The 19,436-nt window shown below is 43.0% G+C and carries 17 protein-coding genes; 10 read left to right on the forward strand and 7 right to left on the reverse strand.

The window, feature by feature from the left end:
* Nucleotides 1-2: 2 nt before the first annotated feature.
* The 5 genes from N646_RS02760 to N646_RS02780 all read left to right on the forward strand — a co-directional run bounded on the left by N646_RS02760 (nucleotide 3) and on the right by N646_RS02780 (nucleotide 8,724).
* Nucleotides 3-1,055, forward strand: coding sequence for a formate dehydrogenase subunit gamma (locus N646_RS02760; RefSeq protein ID WP_017821916.1), 1,053 nt, complete (start codon nucleotides 3-5; stop codon nucleotides 1,053-1,055).
* Nucleotides 1,039-1,455: a membrane protein gene (locus tag N646_RS02765; RefSeq protein WP_005377532.1), complete on the forward strand. Its 417-nt coding sequence runs from the start codon at nucleotides 1,039-1,041 to the stop codon at nucleotides 1,453-1,455. Before N646_RS02760 ends, N646_RS02765 begins: the two co-directional genes overlap by 17 nt.
* Nucleotides 1,456-1,879: 424 nt before the next feature.
* Nucleotides 1,880-6,259 (forward strand): RHS repeat-associated core domain-containing protein, encoded by a 4,380-nt coding sequence (locus tag N646_RS02770; protein WP_017821915.1) that lies wholly within the window; start codon nucleotides 1,880-1,882, stop codon nucleotides 6,257-6,259.
* Between the two features lie 2 nt (nucleotides 6,260-6,261).
* Nucleotides 6,262-7,161, forward strand: a complete 900-nt coding sequence (locus N646_RS02775) for an immunity 49 family protein (RefSeq protein WP_017821914.1) — start codon at nucleotides 6,262-6,264, stop codon at nucleotides 7,159-7,161.
* Nucleotides 7,162-7,503: 342 nt separating this feature from the next.
* On the forward strand, nucleotides 7,504-8,724 hold the full coding sequence (locus N646_RS02780; protein ID WP_017821913.1) for an ammonium transporter: 1,221 nt from the start codon (nucleotides 7,504-7,506) through the stop codon (nucleotides 8,722-8,724).
* Between the two features lie 32 nt (nucleotides 8,725-8,756).
* On the opposite strand, the gene N646_RS24755 is transcribed toward N646_RS02780, so the two are convergent.
* Nucleotides 8,757-8,930 (reverse strand): hypothetical protein, encoded by a 174-nt coding sequence (locus N646_RS24755; RefSeq protein ID WP_005377524.1) that lies wholly within the window; start codon nucleotides 8,928-8,930, stop codon nucleotides 8,757-8,759.
* 118 nt (nucleotides 8,931-9,048) lie between these two features.
* Between N646_RS24755 and cobB the strand changes: the two genes are divergently transcribed.
* Nucleotides 9,049-9,780 carry a Sir2 family NAD+-dependent deacetylase gene (gene cobB / locus N646_RS02785; protein WP_005377522.1) on the forward strand — a complete coding sequence of 244 codons (732 nt, stop codon included), beginning with the start codon at nucleotides 9,049-9,051 and terminating at the stop codon, nucleotides 9,778-9,780.
* Nucleotides 9,781-9,868: 88 nt separating this feature from the next.
* On the opposite strand, the gene N646_RS02790 is transcribed toward cobB, so the two are convergent.
* From N646_RS02790 to potA, 5 genes are all read right to left on the reverse strand, one after another.
* On the reverse strand, nucleotides 9,869-10,906 hold the full coding sequence (locus N646_RS02790; protein ID WP_005377521.1) for an extracellular solute-binding protein: 1,038 nt from the start codon (nucleotides 10,904-10,906) through the stop codon (nucleotides 9,869-9,871).
* A 249-nt stretch (nucleotides 10,907-11,155) separates the two neighbouring features.
* A complete protein-coding gene (locus N646_RS02795) occupies nucleotides 11,156-12,187 on the reverse strand; it encodes an extracellular solute-binding protein (protein WP_017821912.1) in 1,032 nt (343 codons plus the stop codon).
* 102 nt (nucleotides 12,188-12,289) lie between these two features.
* On the reverse strand, nucleotides 12,290-13,060 hold the full coding sequence (gene potC / locus N646_RS02800; RefSeq protein ID WP_005389180.1) for a spermidine/putrescine ABC transporter permease PotC: 771 nt from the start codon (nucleotides 13,058-13,060) through the stop codon (nucleotides 12,290-12,292).
* A complete protein-coding gene (gene potB / locus N646_RS02805) occupies nucleotides 13,060-13,920 on the reverse strand; it encodes a spermidine/putrescine ABC transporter permease PotB (protein WP_005377512.1) in 861 nt (286 codons plus the stop codon). Before potB ends, potC begins: the two co-directional genes overlap by 1 nt.
* Entirely contained in the window at nucleotides 13,901-15,016 is a 1,116-nt protein-coding gene (gene potA, locus N646_RS02810; protein WP_017634901.1) for a spermidine/putrescine ABC transporter ATP-binding protein PotA, read from the reverse strand. The genes potB and potA overlap by 20 nt, the downstream gene beginning before the upstream one ends.
* 400 nt (nucleotides 15,017-15,416) lie before the next feature.
* Between potA and N646_RS02815 the strand changes: the two genes are divergently transcribed.
* The 4 genes from N646_RS02815 to ttcA all read left to right on the forward strand — a co-directional run bounded on the left by N646_RS02815 (nucleotide 15,417) and on the right by ttcA (nucleotide 18,811).
* On the forward strand, nucleotides 15,417-16,214 hold the full coding sequence (locus N646_RS02815; protein WP_005377508.1) for a DUF2189 domain-containing protein: 798 nt from the start codon (nucleotides 15,417-15,419) through the stop codon (nucleotides 16,212-16,214).
* Complete coding sequence (locus tag N646_RS02820; protein WP_017634900.1) at nucleotides 16,207-17,043, forward strand: glucosaminidase domain-containing protein; 837 nt, start codon at nucleotides 16,207-16,209, stop codon at nucleotides 17,041-17,043. The genes N646_RS02815 and N646_RS02820 overlap by 8 nt, the downstream gene beginning before the upstream one ends.
* Nucleotides 17,044-17,056: 13 nt before the next feature.
* Nucleotides 17,057-17,719 (forward strand): DUF2987 domain-containing protein, encoded by a 663-nt coding sequence (locus N646_RS02825; RefSeq protein ID WP_005389171.1) that lies wholly within the window; start codon nucleotides 17,057-17,059, stop codon nucleotides 17,717-17,719.
* A gap of 198 nt (nucleotides 17,720-17,917) precedes the next feature.
* Nucleotides 17,918-18,811: a tRNA 2-thiocytidine(32) synthetase TtcA gene (ttcA, locus tag N646_RS02830; protein WP_017821910.1), complete on the forward strand. Its 894-nt coding sequence runs from the start codon at nucleotides 17,918-17,920 to the stop codon at nucleotides 18,809-18,811.
* Nucleotides 18,812-18,934: 123 nt separating this feature from the next.
* On the opposite strand, the gene tnpA is transcribed toward ttcA, so the two are convergent.
* Entirely contained in the window at nucleotides 18,935-19,369 is a 435-nt protein-coding gene (tnpA, locus tag N646_RS02835; protein WP_017633711.1) for an IS200/IS605 family transposase, read from the reverse strand.
* Nucleotides 19,370-19,436 lie beyond the last annotated feature (67 nt).

The following is a 19,436-nucleotide window of genomic DNA, read 5'->3' on the forward strand; positions in this document are numbered from 1 at the left end:
ACATGTTAAACACGCTTAAACGTGCGTCTCTAGCAATGCTGTCAATGATGACAGCATTGCTGCTGACTTTCGCAATGCCTGCTTCAGCAGAGGAACAATCTTCTAAAGTTATTCAACAGGAGATCACGCAACTCGCCGGGGCAGACTATTGGCGCGAAGTCAGAGAGGGGCAAGAAGGTTATACCACGTCTAAATCGCCAGAACATGGCGTATTAATCAGTAAACCTGGTGAAACTTGGTACATTCTAAAAGAGAAATGGATGTCTCCTGCTGGTGCTGTCGCGATTTTCGGCAGTATCGCGATGGTTATCATGGCTTACGTATTTGTTGGCCCTTTGATGCTAAGTAAGCCTCGTACAGGCAAAAAGATGAAGCGTTGGTCTCGTTTAGACCGCGCGCTTCACTGGAGTATGGCGTTTACATTCTTAACGTTGGCATTCAGTGGTTTGATGCTGGTTTACGGTAAGCACTTCTTAAAACCGTATGTTCCTACTGAGTTCTGGGGCTTTATCGTCATGTTGGCGAAGCAGTACCACAATTACATGGGGCCATTGTTCTTCATTTTGCTGATGCTCGTGCTCTTTAAATGGTGGCGCAAGTCGATTCCAAACATGACTGATGTTCGTTGGTTCATGAAAATGGGCGGTATGGTTGGTAAACACAAAGGCACACATCCGTCAGCTGGTTTCTCAAACGGTGGCGAGAAGGCAATCTATTGGTTGTTGATCTTCTTTGGTGCTATCGCGGCAGTGAGTGGCTTAGTTCTGGACTTTCCTATCTTTGGCCAAACTCGCCGTGACATGGAGCTTTCTAACTTAGTTCATGCGATTTCGGCACTGATTCTAATCTGTGGCTTTATCTTCCACATCTATATTGGTCTATTCGGTATGGAAGGTGCGTTAGAAGGCATGGTGACTGGTGAAGTTGATGAAACATGGGCGAAAGAGCATCACGATCTTTGGTATGAAGAAGTGAAATCCAAAGAAGCAATGGGCGAAACAGATACGGCACAAACGGAAGTAAAAGGAGCGAAAGCGAATGAACAAACCTCATAACGGGATTTGGGTTGCGTACATCCTGAGCTGTCTGACCCCGTTTACGTTTCTGATCTCAGGCGTTATCGCAATTATCTATGCGGGTTACCGATTAGATAAGGGAGAAGACAGTGACGTAGTGATTTCTCATTACTACGGTTTAATTCGTACCTTCTTTCTCTACCTGACGTTTTTTGTTGTGTTGATCGTCACCGTCGCGACTTCTAACGGTGTACTCGTTGGCGTGAGTGATTATTGGTTGCATAGTACTTTGCTTGAAACCATCGCTTACTTTATTCCTTGGGTAGGGATGGTGTTTGCTGCATTAGCCATCTTGGTGTGGTTTATGCGAATGTTTCAAGGGATGCAGCAACTGCTCAATAACCAACCACACAGACCATCGACAGGTCCAAACCTTTAATCAGTATTCTTTAAGCAAAACCGCCGTAATAGGCGGTTTTTTTTGTTGCTGTTTTGTCTCAAATATGAAGCGTTGAGTCGCAGTGGTGATACTTGATGCAACTTATTGAGTGAATTTACGTAACTGGGCAGAAAATCATAGTTAAGTAAGAAACATGTAAAAAAATCGCGTCACGATGAGACATTAGTCTCACTCACGCTATTGTTCATTTACTCAGGATTCATCGTCCCGTTAAAGTACGCTGCGCTCAGAAATTCAAAGAGTTGCATACGTGAAAATTGCCATCAATACATTCAGTCTACTCATACAGAGGAATCTCTATCGGAGGATGTTTGATTAAGGCATCTTGCTCTCACAAATAAAAAGAGCGAAACGAGCATTAAATGATGCGGCAAGGTAAGAAAAGGACAAACACGTTACGGCTATGATCCCTCAATTCGTCATTCCTATCACGAATCGCTTTGGCGAAAGTTATCACTTCTCTGGTCAGTTACTTACTAGCGGCGAACCTAAAACATTCGTGACCAAACAAGAGGCAATAGAGTTTCTTGAGAGCTTTGGTGAGCTTGACCTTCGCTCTGTCGAGGACTTGTTCTATGCGATTGGTCAATTCAAGCCAAACATACCTGACGGTGAGCTTACTTCCCAACACTATAATTCAACGTTTGCCAATGCTTTGGTGAACGGTGACTTGCATGTCGCTCGAATTGTACCTACCGGCGAAAACTACGCACTCTCGTCAGCGGTTACGCCTCCACCGACTCAAAATACCGTCAATGCAAAACCATCGAAGGGAAAGGGGAAGTCGAATAAAAAGAGTGGCAGAAGTGCCGCATCCGACAAGCCTCAGCAACAAAGCAGCGAAAAACATGAGAAAGCCGGTGATCCTGTATCACTTGTGACGGGTGAAGAAATTCTCGAACTCTATGATATCGAGCTACAACAAGGTACTACTTGGCAGCGTACTTACCGCTCTTCGCAGTCGGATGTAAATCATGGAATGGGCTTTGGTTGGCGACATGCATTTCAGTTTGAATTACGCGAAAAGACGAACGAGAAAGACAATGTTATCGCTTGGGAGTTTGTTGACGATAAGGCCGATATCACAGAATTTGAGCCAGTAGATATTGGAGCAACAAGTTATCAAATATACGCTGGTGCGAGCTGTTATTTCCTGAGCTCAACAACTCGGATTGTAACGCTCGCGAATGGGCATCAATATCGATTTGAACAGAAAGATGATCGTTGGGTTGTTAAACAAGTCAGAAATGGCACGTTTTCAACGTTTCAACTGCAGTATTCTCGAAACCATCGATTGATCGAGATTGCATACAACAAGCGTCCGGTTCTTGAATGTCAATATGATAAGCAAGGACGCCTTGTAGAACTGCTAAATGCAAAGTCCCAAAAAGTTCTGACAACTTATACCTATGATGAGCACGATGATTTGGTCAGTGCAACTAATCATTTAGGCTTAAAGGAACAGTATCAATACCGCGGGCATTTAATTGTTAAACGTGTACGACCAACTGGCTTTACTCATTATTTTGAATGGGATGGCGAAGGTGCAAAAGCGAAATGCATCAGAAACGTTGGGGACGCAGGAATTTATGACTATCGCTTCCATTATCAAGGAAATCACTCTTCTTATTCTGACTCGTTAGATCATCAATGGTCTTTCTTGCATGACGAGCAGGGTAACTTACTCGAGAAAATAAGCCCCACAGGTAAAACTTGGCGATGGCAATATGATGAATTAGGGCGAAAAGCGCAAGCTATCTATCCTGATCAGTCAACGGTCAATTATCAATATAATCAGCATGGTCAATTAGTTTCTAAGTTTCATTCCTCTGGCAAAGAAATTCAATATGGTTATGACGGCTTAGGTAAGTTAGTTAAAACGGTTTCACCTGACGGGGATATCGAGAAGGCTTACTACAATAGCCTCGGTCAAAGAGTTTGGGATACCGACCAGTTTGGCTGTGTCACGGAATATGATTACGATAAACACGGTCAAGTCGTCAAAAAAGAGTCTGAAGATGGTAAGAAAAGTCAGTGGTGGTGGGATGAACAACAAAGACTTATCGCGAATGAAATAGACGGTACATTACTTCGTTATAGCTACAATGAAGAAGATTTAGTGAATGGCGTTGCTTATCCCGATGGGTGTATTGCTCAACTCGCTTATGATCAATTTGGCAGGCGTACATCAGTTCGTTATTTTAACGACGAAGACAAAGTCGGTTATAGCGAAGAATATTCTTACGATGAGCACAGCCGTGTTGCTCAGATTCGAACGCCAGCAGGCATTACCTCATATCAATGGGGAGCACTCGCGCAACAAGAAGCAGTCATCTTTCCCGATGGCAGCCATATTTCTTACGAATACGATCAACAACGTAACCTGACTAAATTAGTTCGGAGTGACGGCTTAGAGTTCGAATTCCTGTATGACGATGAAGGCCAGCTGTCAGGAACTGTCGGGTTTGATAATCTACAAAGCCAATTTGATTATGATCATATGGGACGGATCCATCGTAAGCAAGTCGCCGATAGGACTGTGCTGTATCGCTATGACGCTGCGGGTTATCTCAAGCACGTCAAAGCAGGAAATGGTAGCAGTATTGTAGAGAACCACTTCAACTATACGCTTGGTGGTCGACTTACTTTCGCATCCAATCGCCATCAAACATTGCAATACCAACACTCTTCATTCGGGCATTTAACAAAGCGCATTCAAGGTCAGTTTGAGATAGCGCAGGAGTTTAACAGAGTTGGCCAACGCGTATCTCAGGTACTGCCAGATAATACGGAGCTGAACTTCTCTTACGATCGATATGGGCGTTTTTCAGCGATTCGGTTTGGAAACCTAGATTTACCTCAAATCAAATTTCATTACGATGAAATGGGACGAGTTTCCCAAATTGAAACGGCATATTTTAATGAGCGCATCATTTATGATGGTGTTGGTCGTTTGGTCGAACAACATTGGCCTGATAGAGAGAAAAAGTACGTTTACAATGCGCAAAACCGTATTTCATCAATCATTGATAATACGGCAGGAGCAACACACTATCAGTACGATGCCTTAGGGCAACTGAAACGAGTCAATGCTTCCGGAGAAGTGACTAAGTTTGAATACGATAGTTTTGGCAATCCTACTTTGCCATCTTCAGAGGTATTCGCTGATCGTATTGAAGTACACGATGGTGTCCGGTTCAAATATGACGCGCAAGGAAACCAGACAAAACGTGAGGGGCAAGGACACGTTCAGACTCGCGTATTTGATGCGTTAAATCAGCTCATTGAAGTTCACACCGACGATGGCATCAGTCAATATGAATATGATGCATTAGGGCGCAGGACGAAGAAAATTACACAACAAGGCGTTACGGAGTTCTTGTGGGAAGGGGAACGTTTAATTGGTGAACGCTCTTCATGCGCTTTCCGCTGGTACCTATATCAACCAGAAACCTACACGCCAGTGGCACTGCTAGAAAATGACGTTATTTATTGGTACCAGTGCGATCAAGTTGGTAAACCAGAGCGACTGATCGATTGCGAGGGGAATGTTGTATGGAGTGCCAGCTACGATGCTCATGGCTTTGCTCATGTACATATTGAAAAAGTAGTAAATCCACTGCGTTTTCAAGGGCAGTACTTCGATCAAGAAACCGACTTACACTACAACCTCGCTCGGTATTACGATCCTAAGCTAGGACGCTTTATCCAACAAGATCCGATATCTATTGCTGGTGGCATTAACCATTACCAATATGCAGTCAATCCTATCCAGTGGATTGATCCAACAGGTTTCCTTTGTGAAGAAGGGTTAAAACGCTTGGGTCAAATGTTGGCAGCGTATCAGGCGCAAAGCGATGTCCCCCAAGAGGTTTGCGATCAGATTTTAGAGGCAGCAAAAGAATCATCCGTCGGAGAAGATGGCGTTCGCTCGCAAGTCAAAATCCGAAAACCCAAAGGTAAAAATCATATTCGATATGAATACGATTTAGACCATATTGATTGCGAGAAAAATGAAATTACTTTTTATCGTCATATCAATCATTCAGATGGCAGCAGGCACGAAGTTCAGTATGTTGTTGGGATTGAGGAATTTGTAAATGCGCATGTTTTTGACTCAGAGAAAGTTGGCGGGGAAGAAGGTTGCACGATCTTTACTGAAGATCTTGTGCTGAATAAAGCAGAGTATAAAGAAAACTCTGAACTCAATACGAGTGATTATGAGCTAACAGAAAGAAACAAAGAAAAAATTGACGAATGCTTAAAAGAGCGTCAAGAGGCAATCGACGCTCGAGCTGGCGAAGAGGGATATAACGCTCAAATTGGTAATATTAACCAACAGTCTGCAAAAATAGGTGAGTTGGCCGCGGATGACTTTGTCCGGAGTAAACGTCCTAATGCTAAGCTGCTTCATCCCAAAGATATTGGAACCTCAATTTCGAAGCCGGGCGACTTTGATATGGTTTACCTCTCAGATGATCCTGAAGAAATCATCATCGTTGAGGCTAAGGGGGGCAGCAGCCCGCTCGGCAGTCGTAAAATTGGCAATGAAGCATATCAGCAAGGGACAAGTAAATATGCGGCGGAAATAGTTAAGTTAATGTCAGAGAATAAAGAAGGAACGACTGAAAAATTAGCTGCCGACGAAATCCAATTTGCAGCTTTCTCCGGCATACCTATTCGATATATACATACTCAAGCAAGCATCCCAGAAAGTGGAAAAGCCTCGGACGTAAAACTAGAAGTGGCAGAATTTAAAATTGATTCAGAAGGACTAAAGTAAAAATGCAAAGCAAAGAATCGGTCAAAGTTGTAGAGCGCAAAGCAAATCCTGAACTTGACACTCAAGCCATTGTGAATCGGAAAAAATTTATAAACCGGGTCTTAGATAACAGAAAAGAAGGTCTTAAAATCAGGCGGGAAAACCTGGTCAGTCTTGGTGATTTTGCCATTGACCAGGTTCGCTGGTATACCTGGTTTCAAGCCTCACATGAAGATGAGCAAATATGTACCTTGCGTCTTTATGAAACTTCGCTAATGGGCGCATGTTATCATCGGCTCGCTATGTATCAGAAAGAACCATTAAGTATCCAGATACTCGGCTATCCAGAAGTGACATGGGATGGGGAAGGTATTTTAAAAACAGGCTTCATTTGTCCTTCAATGTGGCTAGATGCGTATTTTACTTCGGTGATTGTGCGTGATAAACCTAGCATGGACGTATTGGCGAACTTTCCGATTTCTTTGATGAGACAAAGCTCTACTAAAGCGGGTGAATTGTCTTACATGTTAGTAGATGTCATCCAGTCGTTTCATAATCGCACATCGGACTATCCTGATAAGCTCGTCGCAGCAATGGACGCAGCGGTAGCCCAAGGGGATAACTGGGCGTTGGAAATTGCGATGGGGCTCCTAGAAACCTTCGCAGCGCTCACTACTAACATTGGTTATGATTTTGAGGAAGTGCTCGTTAAAAACCTACAGTTTCAAGAGAAATATCATCTTAGAGAATTGGGACCAGATAGAGTAGGGATCCGCACGTTCATTAATTTCCCTCTGCTTGGTATGGCATGTATGTGGTATGACAAAGGTAACCGTTTATCTGTTGAAACTGGTTGGCTCCCCCCCTATCTCGTTGAAGGACGTTGGCTAGAAGAAGTAAAAGCCGGGAAGATCACTCGATAAACTCCTTTAGTTAGCAATTCCGTATATAAGCCACCTCTCATGAGGTGGCTTTTACGTTTATCGTATAAAGTTTGCTGTTTGTTGAGCTATATGGTGCGCATTATGTTGGTGCACTAAAACCATATTGGTGCACTTATTAGCGTGTTAAGCGCCATTTTAAGAATGCCTAATTTTATTAAAGTTCATACAAAACAATAAATTAAATCGTAAGTGTTAGAAATGTAAATTATGGAATGAGAATTGCTCTGATAGACGCTCTATAAATTAAGTTCACCAAATTGGTGATGAGCCTAACTTTGATGCACAGGATAAGTGCGCTACAGATCAACGGAGACAATCATAATGAGTGTAACTGCCAATCAGGTACACGGCGCTGTACAAACTCTCACGCAAAGTTCCGACACACTTTTCTTACTACTTGGCGCAATCATGGTTTTTTTGATGCATGCTGGTTTTGCTTTTCTTGAAGTAGGAACCGTGCGCCAAAAGAACCAAGTTAATGCTTTAGTTAAAATCTTGGCCGATTTCGGTATATCCGCCATCGCGTATTTTTTCATTGGATACTGGGTCGCTTATGGCGGCACCTTCTTCGCTGATGCTGAGACATTATCTCAAGGCAATGGTTACGAGTTAGTGAAGTTCTTTTTCTTGCTGACCTTCGCTGCAGCGATTCCCGCTATTGTTTCAGGTGGTATCGCAGAACGAGCTCGTTTTTATCCGATTTTAATCGCAACATTTTTCACTGTCGGTATTGTATACCCACTATTTGAAGGAATGATCTGGAACGGAAACTTTGGCGTTCAATCTTGGTTTGAAAATAGCTTTGGTTATGGCTTCCACGATTTTGCAGGTTCAGTCGTTGTGCATGGTGTTGGCGGCTGGATAGCGCTTGTTGCCGTCGTGTTTTTGGGCATGAGAAAAGGCAGAGTTCGAGCAGGAAAGCACACCAGCTTTGCACCTTCGAATATTCCGTTTTTGGCTTTGGGAGCTTGGGTCTTATGTGTGGGGTGGTTTGGCTTCAACGTCATGTCAGCTCAAACTGTGTCAGGCATAAGTGGCTTGGTGGCTATGAACTCATTGATGGCAATGGTCGGGGGCATTGTCGCGTCACTGTTGGCTGGTAAGAATGACCCTGGCTTTATTCATAACGGCCCACTAGCTGGCTTGGTTGCTGTATGTGCGGGCTCAGACTTAATGCATCCTATCGGTGCTTTAGTGACAGGTGCGATTGCTGGCGTGCTATTTGTTTATCTTTTTACCCACCTACAAAACAAAACCAAGATTGATGATGTGCTAGGTGTCTGGCCTTTACACGGTGTATGTGGCGCTTGGGGTGGTATTGCCGCTGGGATTTTTGGTCAAAGCGCATTGGGTGGGCTAGGTGGCGTGAGCATTATCGTTCAGCTTCTAGGAACGCTTTTGGGCCTTTCCATCGCAGTGCTTGGTGCACTTGTAGTCTACGGTGCGATTAATACCAGTATGGGACTGAGGCTTTCAGAAGAAGACGAATTCAATGGCGCTGACCTAGCCATTCATAAAATATCTTCGACCAACGAGGATTGAGGCCAATATGGGAGCGGCATAAAGCCGCTCTTTTAGCAATTGTCTTTCTTGGCTTGGCCCGGAGGACAGAAATTACCATTACCTCGATGGTCATCATCATTGGTGCTGACTCTCACCTTTACATCATCGACTTCGCCTTCAACATTGGTAAGTTGACAGCCTGCCAAAGTCAGAAGCAATGTAAACGTTAGAGATACTTGTCTCATTGCTGTTCCTCTTAAATTGTAATTCTAATAGTGACCATTACGACTATGGTCTAATCCATATTACTACTGTTGCTATTCTTTCAGTGTTAAGCTAATGAAAAAACAGCAAGGATGAGTTATGAATTTCCCTTATAGAAATATTGTAGTACTTACTGGTGCAGGTATCTCGGCCGAATCTGGTATTCAAACATTTCGTGCGCAAGATGGCCTATGGGAGAATCACCGTATCGAAGATGTAGCAACGCCTGAAGGGTTTGCTCGCGATCCGGACCTTGTTCAAGATTTTTACAACCAACGCCGCAAGAAACTTCAAGATAATGCGATAAAGCCTAATGCAGCGCATGAAGCATTGGGTCGTTTAGAGGCTGAGTTAGAAGGTAAAGTGACGGTCATCACTCAAAATATAGACAACCTTCACGAACGAGGCGGCAGTCAGAATGTGATTCACATGCATGGTGAGTTGCTCAAGGCCCGCTGTAGTGAATCTAACCAAGTAGTAGAGCACAATGAGGACATTAAGACCGGCGAGCTTTGTCACTGTTGTCAGATCCCTTCACAAATGCGACCACATATTGTTTGGTTTGGTGAAATGCCATTGCGAATGGGGGATATCTACGCGTCATTAGAAGAAGCAGATTTGTTTATTTCTATTGGGACTTCTGGCGTTGTGTATCCCGCAGCAGGTTTTGTTCATGATGCAAAAATGCACGGCGCACATACCATTGAAATTAACCTAGAACCTAGTGCGGTAGAAAGTGAATTTGAGGAAAAACGCTACGGAAAAGCAAGCGTTGAGGTTCCAAAATTAGTTGACGAGATACTGGCTCTAGAAGGAAAAGAAAGAGCGTAATAACTTCAACAGGAAGAGTTTTTGTCTTGTCATTAAGAACAAAAAAGCGGCTCATGAGCCGCTTTTTCATATCTTTAAAACTAACGAATTAGTTGTTCACTTTTAGCTTTTGGAAGTACTCATCGTACATTACGCTCGCTTCGCCAACTTCATCTTGCCAAGTACCGCTGTCCATCACTTCTTGTGGTGGGAAGATGCTTGGATCATTAGCAAATTCTTTCGGTAGCAGATCGTGTGCCGTTTTAACTGGCGTAGGATAACCAATCTCAAGTGCAATCTTAGCTGCGTTCTCAGGGCGCAGTAAGAAGTCAATCATCTTATGAGCCGCATCAACGTTCTTCGCACCAGCTGGAATTGCTAGGCTGTCCATCCAGAAGATAGTGCCTTTTTCTGGCCAGATGATGTCGATGTTCGCGCCTTCTTGACGAGCCATGTATGCAGAACCGTTCCAAAGCATGCCTAGTGAAACTTCACCCGCAAGGTAAGGGTTTGCAGGAAAATCTGAGTTAAATACTAATACGTTTGGCATTAGCTTTTTCAGTTCTTCGTAAGCGGCTTTGATTTCTTCTGGGTTAGTCGTGTTTGGTGAGTAACCAAGCTTAGTCAATGCAATGTGGAATACTTCGCGAGAATCATCCATCAGCATTAGTTGACCTTCCCACTTGCTATCCCAGAAATCATCCCATTTAGAAACCGATGACTTGTCTAGCATGTCAGCATTGATACCAATACCGGTCGCACCCCAAATGTATGGGATAGAGTAGTTGTTGTTCGGATCGAACGGTTTGTTTAGGAAGTTAGTATCAAGATCGGCAAAATGAGATAATTTCTCTTTGTCGATCTGTTGTAGCATGCCTTCTTTACGCATTTTAGAGACGAAATAGGTAGACGGTACTACCAAGTCGTAACCAGAACCTTGAGTTTTTAGTTTTGCATACATACTCTCGTTAGATTCGTATGTAGAGTAAATAACTTTGATTCCAGTTTCTTTTGTAAAGTCTTCAAGAACTTCGTTTGGAATGTATTCCGACCAGTTGTAGAAATACAGTTCTTGATCAGCAGCCATTGCAGGGGTAGCGATGAGCGTCGCTGCACATAGAGCGCTTGCGTAGAATTTACTTTTCATTTGTTTTCCGTTTTGTTTCGCGATTGGACAAATCAATACTAGTTGGAGTTATCAATTTGAGCCAAATCGCAGTAAGCACAAATATGTTCATTTAGCTTGAATATCGTTGTCTCCTTGTTATGAGACGATAAATCTATGATACCAAGACAAATAAACCTAGCAACGCGCGATTATATCAGCCTAAGACAAAAATAGGCAGCGTATTGCTGCCTATTTTCCTGTGGTTGATGACTTGTTACACAAGCTAGATTATTGTCCCGCTTTCAGCTTGAGGAAATAATCTTCGTACTTAACGGTTAGATCACCAACCGCATCTTGCCATTCAACGCGGTCAAGGTCTTCTTGAGAAGGGAACAGTGGGGCAACGTCTTTAAACTTAGCATTCGATTCTTCCACCGCCGTTAGGTAGCCAGTATCACGAGAGATTTGCTCTGCGATTTCTGGGCGCAGTAGGAAGTCAATCATCTTGTGAGCGGCTTCTACGTTCTTCGCACCGGAAGAGATAGCGAAGTTATCAACCCAGCCGATACCGCCTTCTTTAGGAAAAACGAGTTTAAGGTTCAGGCCTTCACTTTGTGCCGCTGCGGCGCTACCGTTCCAAAGCATACCAACGCCCACTTCACCAGACATGTAAGGTGCGCCAGGGTTGTCAGAGTTGAAAACTAAAACGTTAGGCATCAACTTTTGTAGCTCAGCGTACGCTTCATCGATTTGCTTAGGGTCTTTTGAGTTACCTGAGTAGCCAAGTTTACGCAGAGCGATATGGAACACTTCACGAGTGTCGTCCATCAACATTACTTGACCTTCAAGCTCAGGCTTCCATAGGTCAGCCCAGCTATGGAAGTCGTTTGGATCGTACATATCTGCGTTAACCGCTAGGCCTGTAATCGCAACAACGTGTGGGATAGAGTAGTCGTTACTTGGATCGTAAGGCTTGTCTAGGTAGTTTTTATCTAGGTTGCCGAAGTTTTTCAGCTTAGTCTTATCGATCTTTTGTAGCATGCCTTCGTCACGCATCTTCGCCACGAAGTACGTTGAAGGTACTACTAGGTCATAACCTTGGTTATGGGTTTTTAGCTTTGCATACAAAGTTTCGTTCGACTCGTAAGTCGAGTAGATCACTTTGATGCCAGTTTCTTTAGTAAATTGCTCTAGGATATTACTGTTGATGTAAGGACCCCAGTTCATAAATACTAGTTCTTTATCATCCGCTGTCGCTGTACCAGAGAACAGAGAAAGCGCACATGCACTACCAGCTAATAGAGTAGCCCATTTTTTCATTGACGTTAGCTCCAAACCAAACGTTGTCCAATTTTGGACGATAGATAGAAAAACAGAATGGCATGTAACCATTCTGTTTCGTGATGTTAACAGGTGCGGATTCTACTTCACTTTTTCTCTTGCTAGCAACTGAGAAATTACTACCAAGACCAAAGAAACAATCAACATCACCGTTGCTAGGGCGTTCACTTCCGGTGAAATGCCCACCTTAACCATGGAGTAAATCTTCAATGGCAAGATTTCGTATGTTGGACCCGTTACAAACGAGCTGATGATCACATCGTCCAAAGACAGGGTAAAGCTCAATAACCAACCTGCGGCAACCGCTGGTTTAGCGAGAGGAAGGATGATCTGTTTCAAGATAACCCACTCGCTTGCACCAAGGTCTTTTGCTGCTTCCAACATTTTCACATCAAAGCCATTTAAGCGGCTGTATACAGTTACCACAACGAATGGTAGACAAAAGGTGATGTGAGCAATCAATAGTGTAAAGAAGCCAAGCTGTGCGCCTAATACTAGGAACAGAGCAAGTAATGAAATCGCCATTACAATATCGGGAGACATCATCACGACAAACAGCATGCCGTTTACCGCACCTTTACCTTTGAACGAGTAACGGAATAGGGCAACGGCCGTTAAGCTACCAATGATGGTTGCTGCTGTCGCTGAGAATACCGCTACGTTCAATGAATGCCATGCAGCTTGCATTAGGCTGTCGTTATTTACTAAGGTTTCGTACCATTTCGTGGTGAAACCACCCCATTTCATACCAAATTTGTTGGCATTAAATGAGTTAACAATTAAGACGATGATTGGCAGATACAAAAATGCATACACCAGCGCCATAAAGCTAAATCTAACTGTGCGTCCCATTAGTCTAGCTCCACTTTCTTATTCAATAGTTTGCCTGCTCTGTAGTAAGCGTAAAGCATCACAGCCATTGCGAAGGTGAGGGCGATACTGGTCGCAGCACCAAATGGCCAGTCACGAGCGTTCAATACTTGGCTCTTAATAACGTTACCAATCAGTAGGTTCTTCGCACCACCAAGAAGGTCAGAGATGTAGAACATACCTAGTGCTGGTAGCAGAACCAACAAACAACCACCGATAATGCCAGGCATTGTCAGAGGTAGAATCACTTTCGTAATGGTTTGGAACTTGTTCGCACCAAGATCTTTCGCCGCCTCGATATAAGTGTTGTCCAACTTCTCGATTGCCGAGTAAAGCGGCAGAATCATAAATGGAAGCAGGATGTACACAAGACCAATCATTACTGCTGTTTCGGTGTACATAATACGTAATGGCTTATCGATGATTTCCATCGCCATTAATGATTTGTTCAAAATACCTTGTGTACCCAGAACAATCTTCAGGCCGTAAGTACGGATAAGAGAGTTTGTCCAAAAAGGTACGATAACTAAGAACAACATGAATGGGCGCCATTTCTCTGGCATTTTCGCTATGATGTAAGCAAATGGGTAACCAATTACTAAACACAACAACGTCGCCACGATCGCCATGTAGAACGAGTGCATCAGCACTTTCGCATACAAGGGGTCGAGTAGACGTAAGTAGTTGTCGAAAGTAAATGTCATTTCGATTAAGTTTGCTTCATCACGCGTTAAGAAACTCGTACCGATAATCATCACATTTGGTACCAACACGAAAAGTGTTAACCAACCGACGATTAAGGTAATGATCGCGTTTTGAAGATTAATCTTCTTGCTTATCATTGAGGACTACCTCCCAGCTCTCAACCCAAGTGATAGCGACTTTCTGGCCAAGTGAGTGGTCCACATCAGGATCATCTTCGTTAAAGAATTCGCTAACCATTACACGCATGCCCGAATCCAATTGGATAACTGAATCAAGCGTCATACCTTTATAGGTACGCTCTGTTACGTGACCTACGATGCCTTTTTCTTCAGACTCTTTGATCTCTTCGATACGTAAGTCTTCTGGGCGAAGTAGTACTTGCAGTTTTTCACCTGCTTGCGCTTCCTGATCGTAGTAAACAACAGATTCGACACCTTCGATTTCTGCACGGATACGTTTCTCGTCGATACGCTCTAGCATGGTTGCGTTGAATACGTTGATCTCACCGATAAAGCGAGCAACAAATAGGTTCTTCGGCTCTTCGTAAATCTCACGTGGAGAACCATCCTGCTCGATAACACCATCGCGCATTACAATAATGCGGTCAGACATCGATAGGGCTTCTTCCTGATCGTGCGTAACGAAGATAAAGGTAATACCAAGTTGACGCTGAAGCTGTTTAAGCTCGATTTGCATTTGCTTACGCAGTTTGTAATCAAGTGCCGATAGAGATTCATCTAGCAGCAGTACTTTTGGTTTGTTAACAACCGCACGCGCAATGGCGATACGTTGTTGCTGACCACCAGAAAGCTGATGAGGCTTACGCTGTGCCATTTTTTCTAGGCGCACCATGCGTAGCGCTTCCATTACTCGTGGTTCAATGTCCGCAGTAGGCGTTTTCTGCATACGAAGGCCAAAAGCGACATTCTCATATACGGTCATGTGTGGAAACAATGCGTAACTTTGAAATACCGTGTTGACGTGCCTTTGCTCTGCAGGAACCTGTGTTACATCCTGGTCATCCAAAATAATTTGACCGTTATCTGCCGTTTCAAAACCTGCAATCATGCGTAAAACTGTTGTCTTACCACAACCAGAAGGCCCGAGAATCGTCAGAAATTCACCATGATTAACATCCAGATTTAAATTACCGATGATTTCCTTACCATCGAAACTTTTACTAATACCAGATAAACGAATAACTGGCTTTCCTGCTTGCGGTTTTGCGTTCAACGTCTGTATTTCCCCCACGTTCAAGCCGGGATTATCCCAGCTGATGTGACACTAACCATTCACTTTTGAGGCGCGCATCATAATCACCAAAAGTGTGAAATTAAAGCATTTTCTTATCTTGAAACAGAAATAATTTTGCAGGAAAAAGCCATCATTCCTTACCATACTGTTTTTATGAGATTAATTGGCATCTAGACACAGTTTGATAGCACTAAACTTTGTTCAACAATTGTTTCAATTTCATGACCTTGAAAGTGGTCAATTATCAACCATACAGTTGAGATTGCAAGGATTGTAGGTGAGTTGTGATGTTAGATGTGGAAAGATTTCTTTATAATGACGATTACATTAATTGACTGGAATTCCAGTCAAAATTTTACAAGTTAGTCTTGGATAAACTATGAACGACGATTTTGAGAAAGATTTCAATCTTGGGGGGAGTGTAGAGCGAGCTTTGTCTGGCAACTACGAGCTTAAAGCTGGCGCGGTTTTTAACGAAGCTTGGCGAGCAACCATCCAGCACTTTTTATCATTTTCTCCTGCCATTATTGTATTGCTTTTTGTCCAGTTAGGTATTTTCTATATTGCATTAAAACTGCAGTTGGGCGATTTGACCGTTATTCTTGATGCGTTTGAGAACCCAGAGTCGTTCACAAACGATATTGTGTCTTCTATTTATGTCGCGAATTTCAGTTATGAGGTGATTAGCGCCCCAATTTATGCGGGGATAAGTTTGATGGCTATGAGTCATGTCGCTGGCTTAAAGACTAAGTTGCGCCATGTTGGAAAGGGGTTGCAGTTCACCATTCCTGTTATCCTAGCAACGCTCATGAGCTTAATGCTACAAGGTGTGGTTGGTATGATTTTTCCTTTACTGTCGCTGTATCTTTCCTTGGCATTTAGTCACTCTATTTTGTTGATTTGTGAGAAAAGGGTGCCACCAATGCAAGCGTTGCTGTTATCACTTCGCGCAATCAACAAGAAGATTTTTGTGGTCGCGGGGCTTTACTTAGGCGTGATGTTAATGTTTATTATTGCAGCAATGTTCTACGGTATTGGCTTGATTTTTGTGCTGCCATTCTTCTTCCATTTGAAAGGCATACTCTACCGCGAAATGTTTGGAATTAAGCTTAAGATCGTTACAACACAGAAAAACGATAATGATCACGATGGTAACTCACAGGTGTTTGATGCCTAATTCTTTGAAATCAATAAGTTTACGAGTGGCGGCAACCTGTATAGCCGCCACTTTCATTTCTATAGGCCCATATTTACACTACGAGAAACAGTTTAAATATGTGGAAAATCCTGACGTACTCTCTGGCAAGATTAAGCATGTCGATTTATCACACTTGCCATACATCGGTGATATCCCAGACTTCAATTCAATAAAAGATACGAAAGAGAAAAAAGCTGCTTTTTTTGATTTTTTAAGGCCTAAAATTGCTCTTGAGAATCAACGAATTCGTCATGAGCGGGCCTTTCTTACCTCTTTAAAGGTGGGACAAGTGACGCAAGAACAACAAGAGTATGCTCAGCGGTTATCATCTCTGTATTCGTTGCCCTTGAGTAACGATAAGATTGATCAAGCATGGCTAGACGAGATGCTTGTGAGAGTGAACGTCTTACCAGAAGCGTTGGTTCTAACTCAAGCGGCAAATGAATCTGCGTGGGGCACTTCTCGTTTTGCTACTCAAGCAAACAACTTGTTCGGCCAATGGTGTTATAAAAAGGGCTGTGGAATTGTTCCAGCGCAACGTGGCGCTAACAAAGTTCATGAAGTTGAAAAATTCGATTCTGTACAACAGTCTGTTCATGGCTACTTTATGAATGTTAATCGAAACCCAGCGTATGCAGACCTGCGTGAAATCAGAACATCTCTGGCTGAAAAGAACAAGGGCTTGTTAACGGTTGCAACCGCGTCAGAGTTAACGCATGGGTTGCTAGCCTATTCTGAACGTGGCATCGCCTATGTACACGATCTTCGCGCTATGATTCGTCATAACAACGCCTACTGGACGCAATAAAATAACGGATAAAATGAAAAAGTTAAGCCTAAGTCTATTGGGAAGTGCGGCGCTAATTCTTGTATCGCCGATAACCCAAGCTCAAGAGTACATGTTCACGTACTCAAAGTTATACACTCAACTAAAAAACAACAATAAAGAAGGGCATGACGATGTGAAAGTTGGTGTCTTTTTTGTGGACGCAAAAACTAAGCAAATTTGTACGATAGAAAAAGCTTGGATGGAAAAAGAAGAGCACTATGAAGAGTTTGTTATCCCTGCTTCACAAGAGTTGCCTTTACCAGTTGATAAAAACTTAAAGTCAGCAAATCCGTTGGTTTTTGTCGATACCCCAAAAGATACACGTTGCGATTACTCACTTGTCGTGATGACCAAAGAACCATTACAGGGTAACGTTTCTTACGACCAACTTAAGCCTCTTCTACCTCAAATGCAGACGATGCTGGAAGATTTAGGCGGTATGTTTGCGGGTTGGTTTACACCGGAGGTTCAAGGTGTGACGATGGAGTTTGCAAATCAACTGAATGATAAAGTGATTTTCTCAAACGGAACCGAAAAGCCAATTGTCAATGGCAAGATACAAGTCGCACTAAGTGAAATAGGGCAAGGTGGCACAATGACACTACCAGAACCGACGATGCGAGTGTTACCTTATCTACCTAACGCAAAGAAATGAACACTGAACGTTTAGAAAGGGCTGCAATCGCAGCTCTTTTTTAATTTTGACCGTAACTAAAGTATCTTTCACACTCTTTTCTTAAAGACTCAATAAGACAAACATTTAATCCTGCGTAAAAAGCTCGTATAATCCACGCCCCAAAGAAACCCATGTTAGGAAGTCCTAGTCGATTTATCGGCGATGTGAGAGCCCGCAATGAACCAAATAGATACAAGAAAAGAAACCCTAGAATTCAACAAGCTTCAGAAACGCCTAAGAAGACATGTTGGAAATGCCATTACTGATTACAACATGATCGAAGAAGGCGATGTTGTAATGGCATGTATTAGCGGTGGTAAAGATTCATTCGCGATGCTTGATATCCTGCTGAATCTTCAAAAAGCCGCACCGATCAAATTTGAAGTGGTTGCGGTAAACCTAGACCAAAAACAACCGGGCTTCCCTGAGCACATTCTGCCAGAGTATTTCGAAACACTGAATATCCCTTACTATATCGTCGATAAGGACACGTATTCCGTCGTAAAAGAGAAGGTACCAGAAGGCAAAACCACTTGTGGTCTGTGTTCACGCCTGCGACGTGGTACGCTGTATTCATTTGCAGAGAAAATTGGTGCAACTAAGCTTGCGCTAGGTCATCACATGGATGACATCGTCGAAACAATGTTCTTGAATATGTTCCACGGCTCTCGCCTTAAAGCGATGCCACCAAAGCTACGCTCTGATGATGGCCGTAACGTGGTCATTCGTCCATTGACTTACTGTCGTGAAAAAGATTTGATCAAATACGCTGAGAACAAGGATTTCCCAATAATTCCGTGTAACCTTTGTGGCTCTCAAGAGAACCTTCAGCGTCAATCTATAAAAGCAATGTTGATTGAATGGGATAAGAAGACGCCAGGGCGTGTGGAAGCAATTTTTAAATCAATTCAAAACGTAAGCCCAAGCCAACTAGCAGACCGCGAATTGTTCGACTTTGTTAACTTACCGCTAGAACGTGAAGGTAACCGCGAAGAGTATGAATTTAATGAGGCTGTCGTTTCTTCGACGAATATTGATGAATCGATGTTCATCGATGTTACGAACATCTAACTCGTAAAAAAGGAGGTCAATTAGACCTCCTTTTTTGTACCCAACGCTTTAACTGTTCCCAAGTAAATTACCACCTTCTAAAGAAGGTGGCTTTGTGTGAGCCCCCTAAAAGGGGGCCTTTGTTTAGTCCAGCGCCAATTGCTGCTGCTCTACTCGCTCTTGCTTCTCTTGATGTCTTACATATCGGCGTATTATTTCTTCATTGATTCCAACACTATCGACAAAATAGCCTCTTTGCCAAAAGTGATTACCCCAAAGCCTGTTCTTCCTAAGGTGAGGAAACTTGCTAAATAGCTTTAAGGCTATTTTGCCTTTCAATACCCCCATCAACTTGGATATCGAAAGCTTTGGTGGGACCTTTACAACTAAATGTACGTGGTCAACTTGTACGTTTAGCTCTACGACTTCACATCCAAGTTGATTACAGTAAACATAAATACATCGATAAACTTCTTTACCTATATTGTTCTTCAAGATCCTAAATCGATACTTTGGCGTCCACACTATATGGTATTGACAACGCCAAAATACGTGGGAAGCTTGATTGTATCTACTCATGTTATTTGTCCTCTTTGACTTCTGGAAAAATCAAAGACGCATTTAGCATGAGTAGTTTTACAGGCAA

This window comes from Vibrio alginolyticus NBRC 15630 = ATCC 17749 (assembly GCF_000354175.2).
GTDB classification, from domain to species: domain Bacteria; phylum Pseudomonadota; class Gammaproteobacteria; order Enterobacterales; family Vibrionaceae; genus Vibrio; species Vibrio alginolyticus.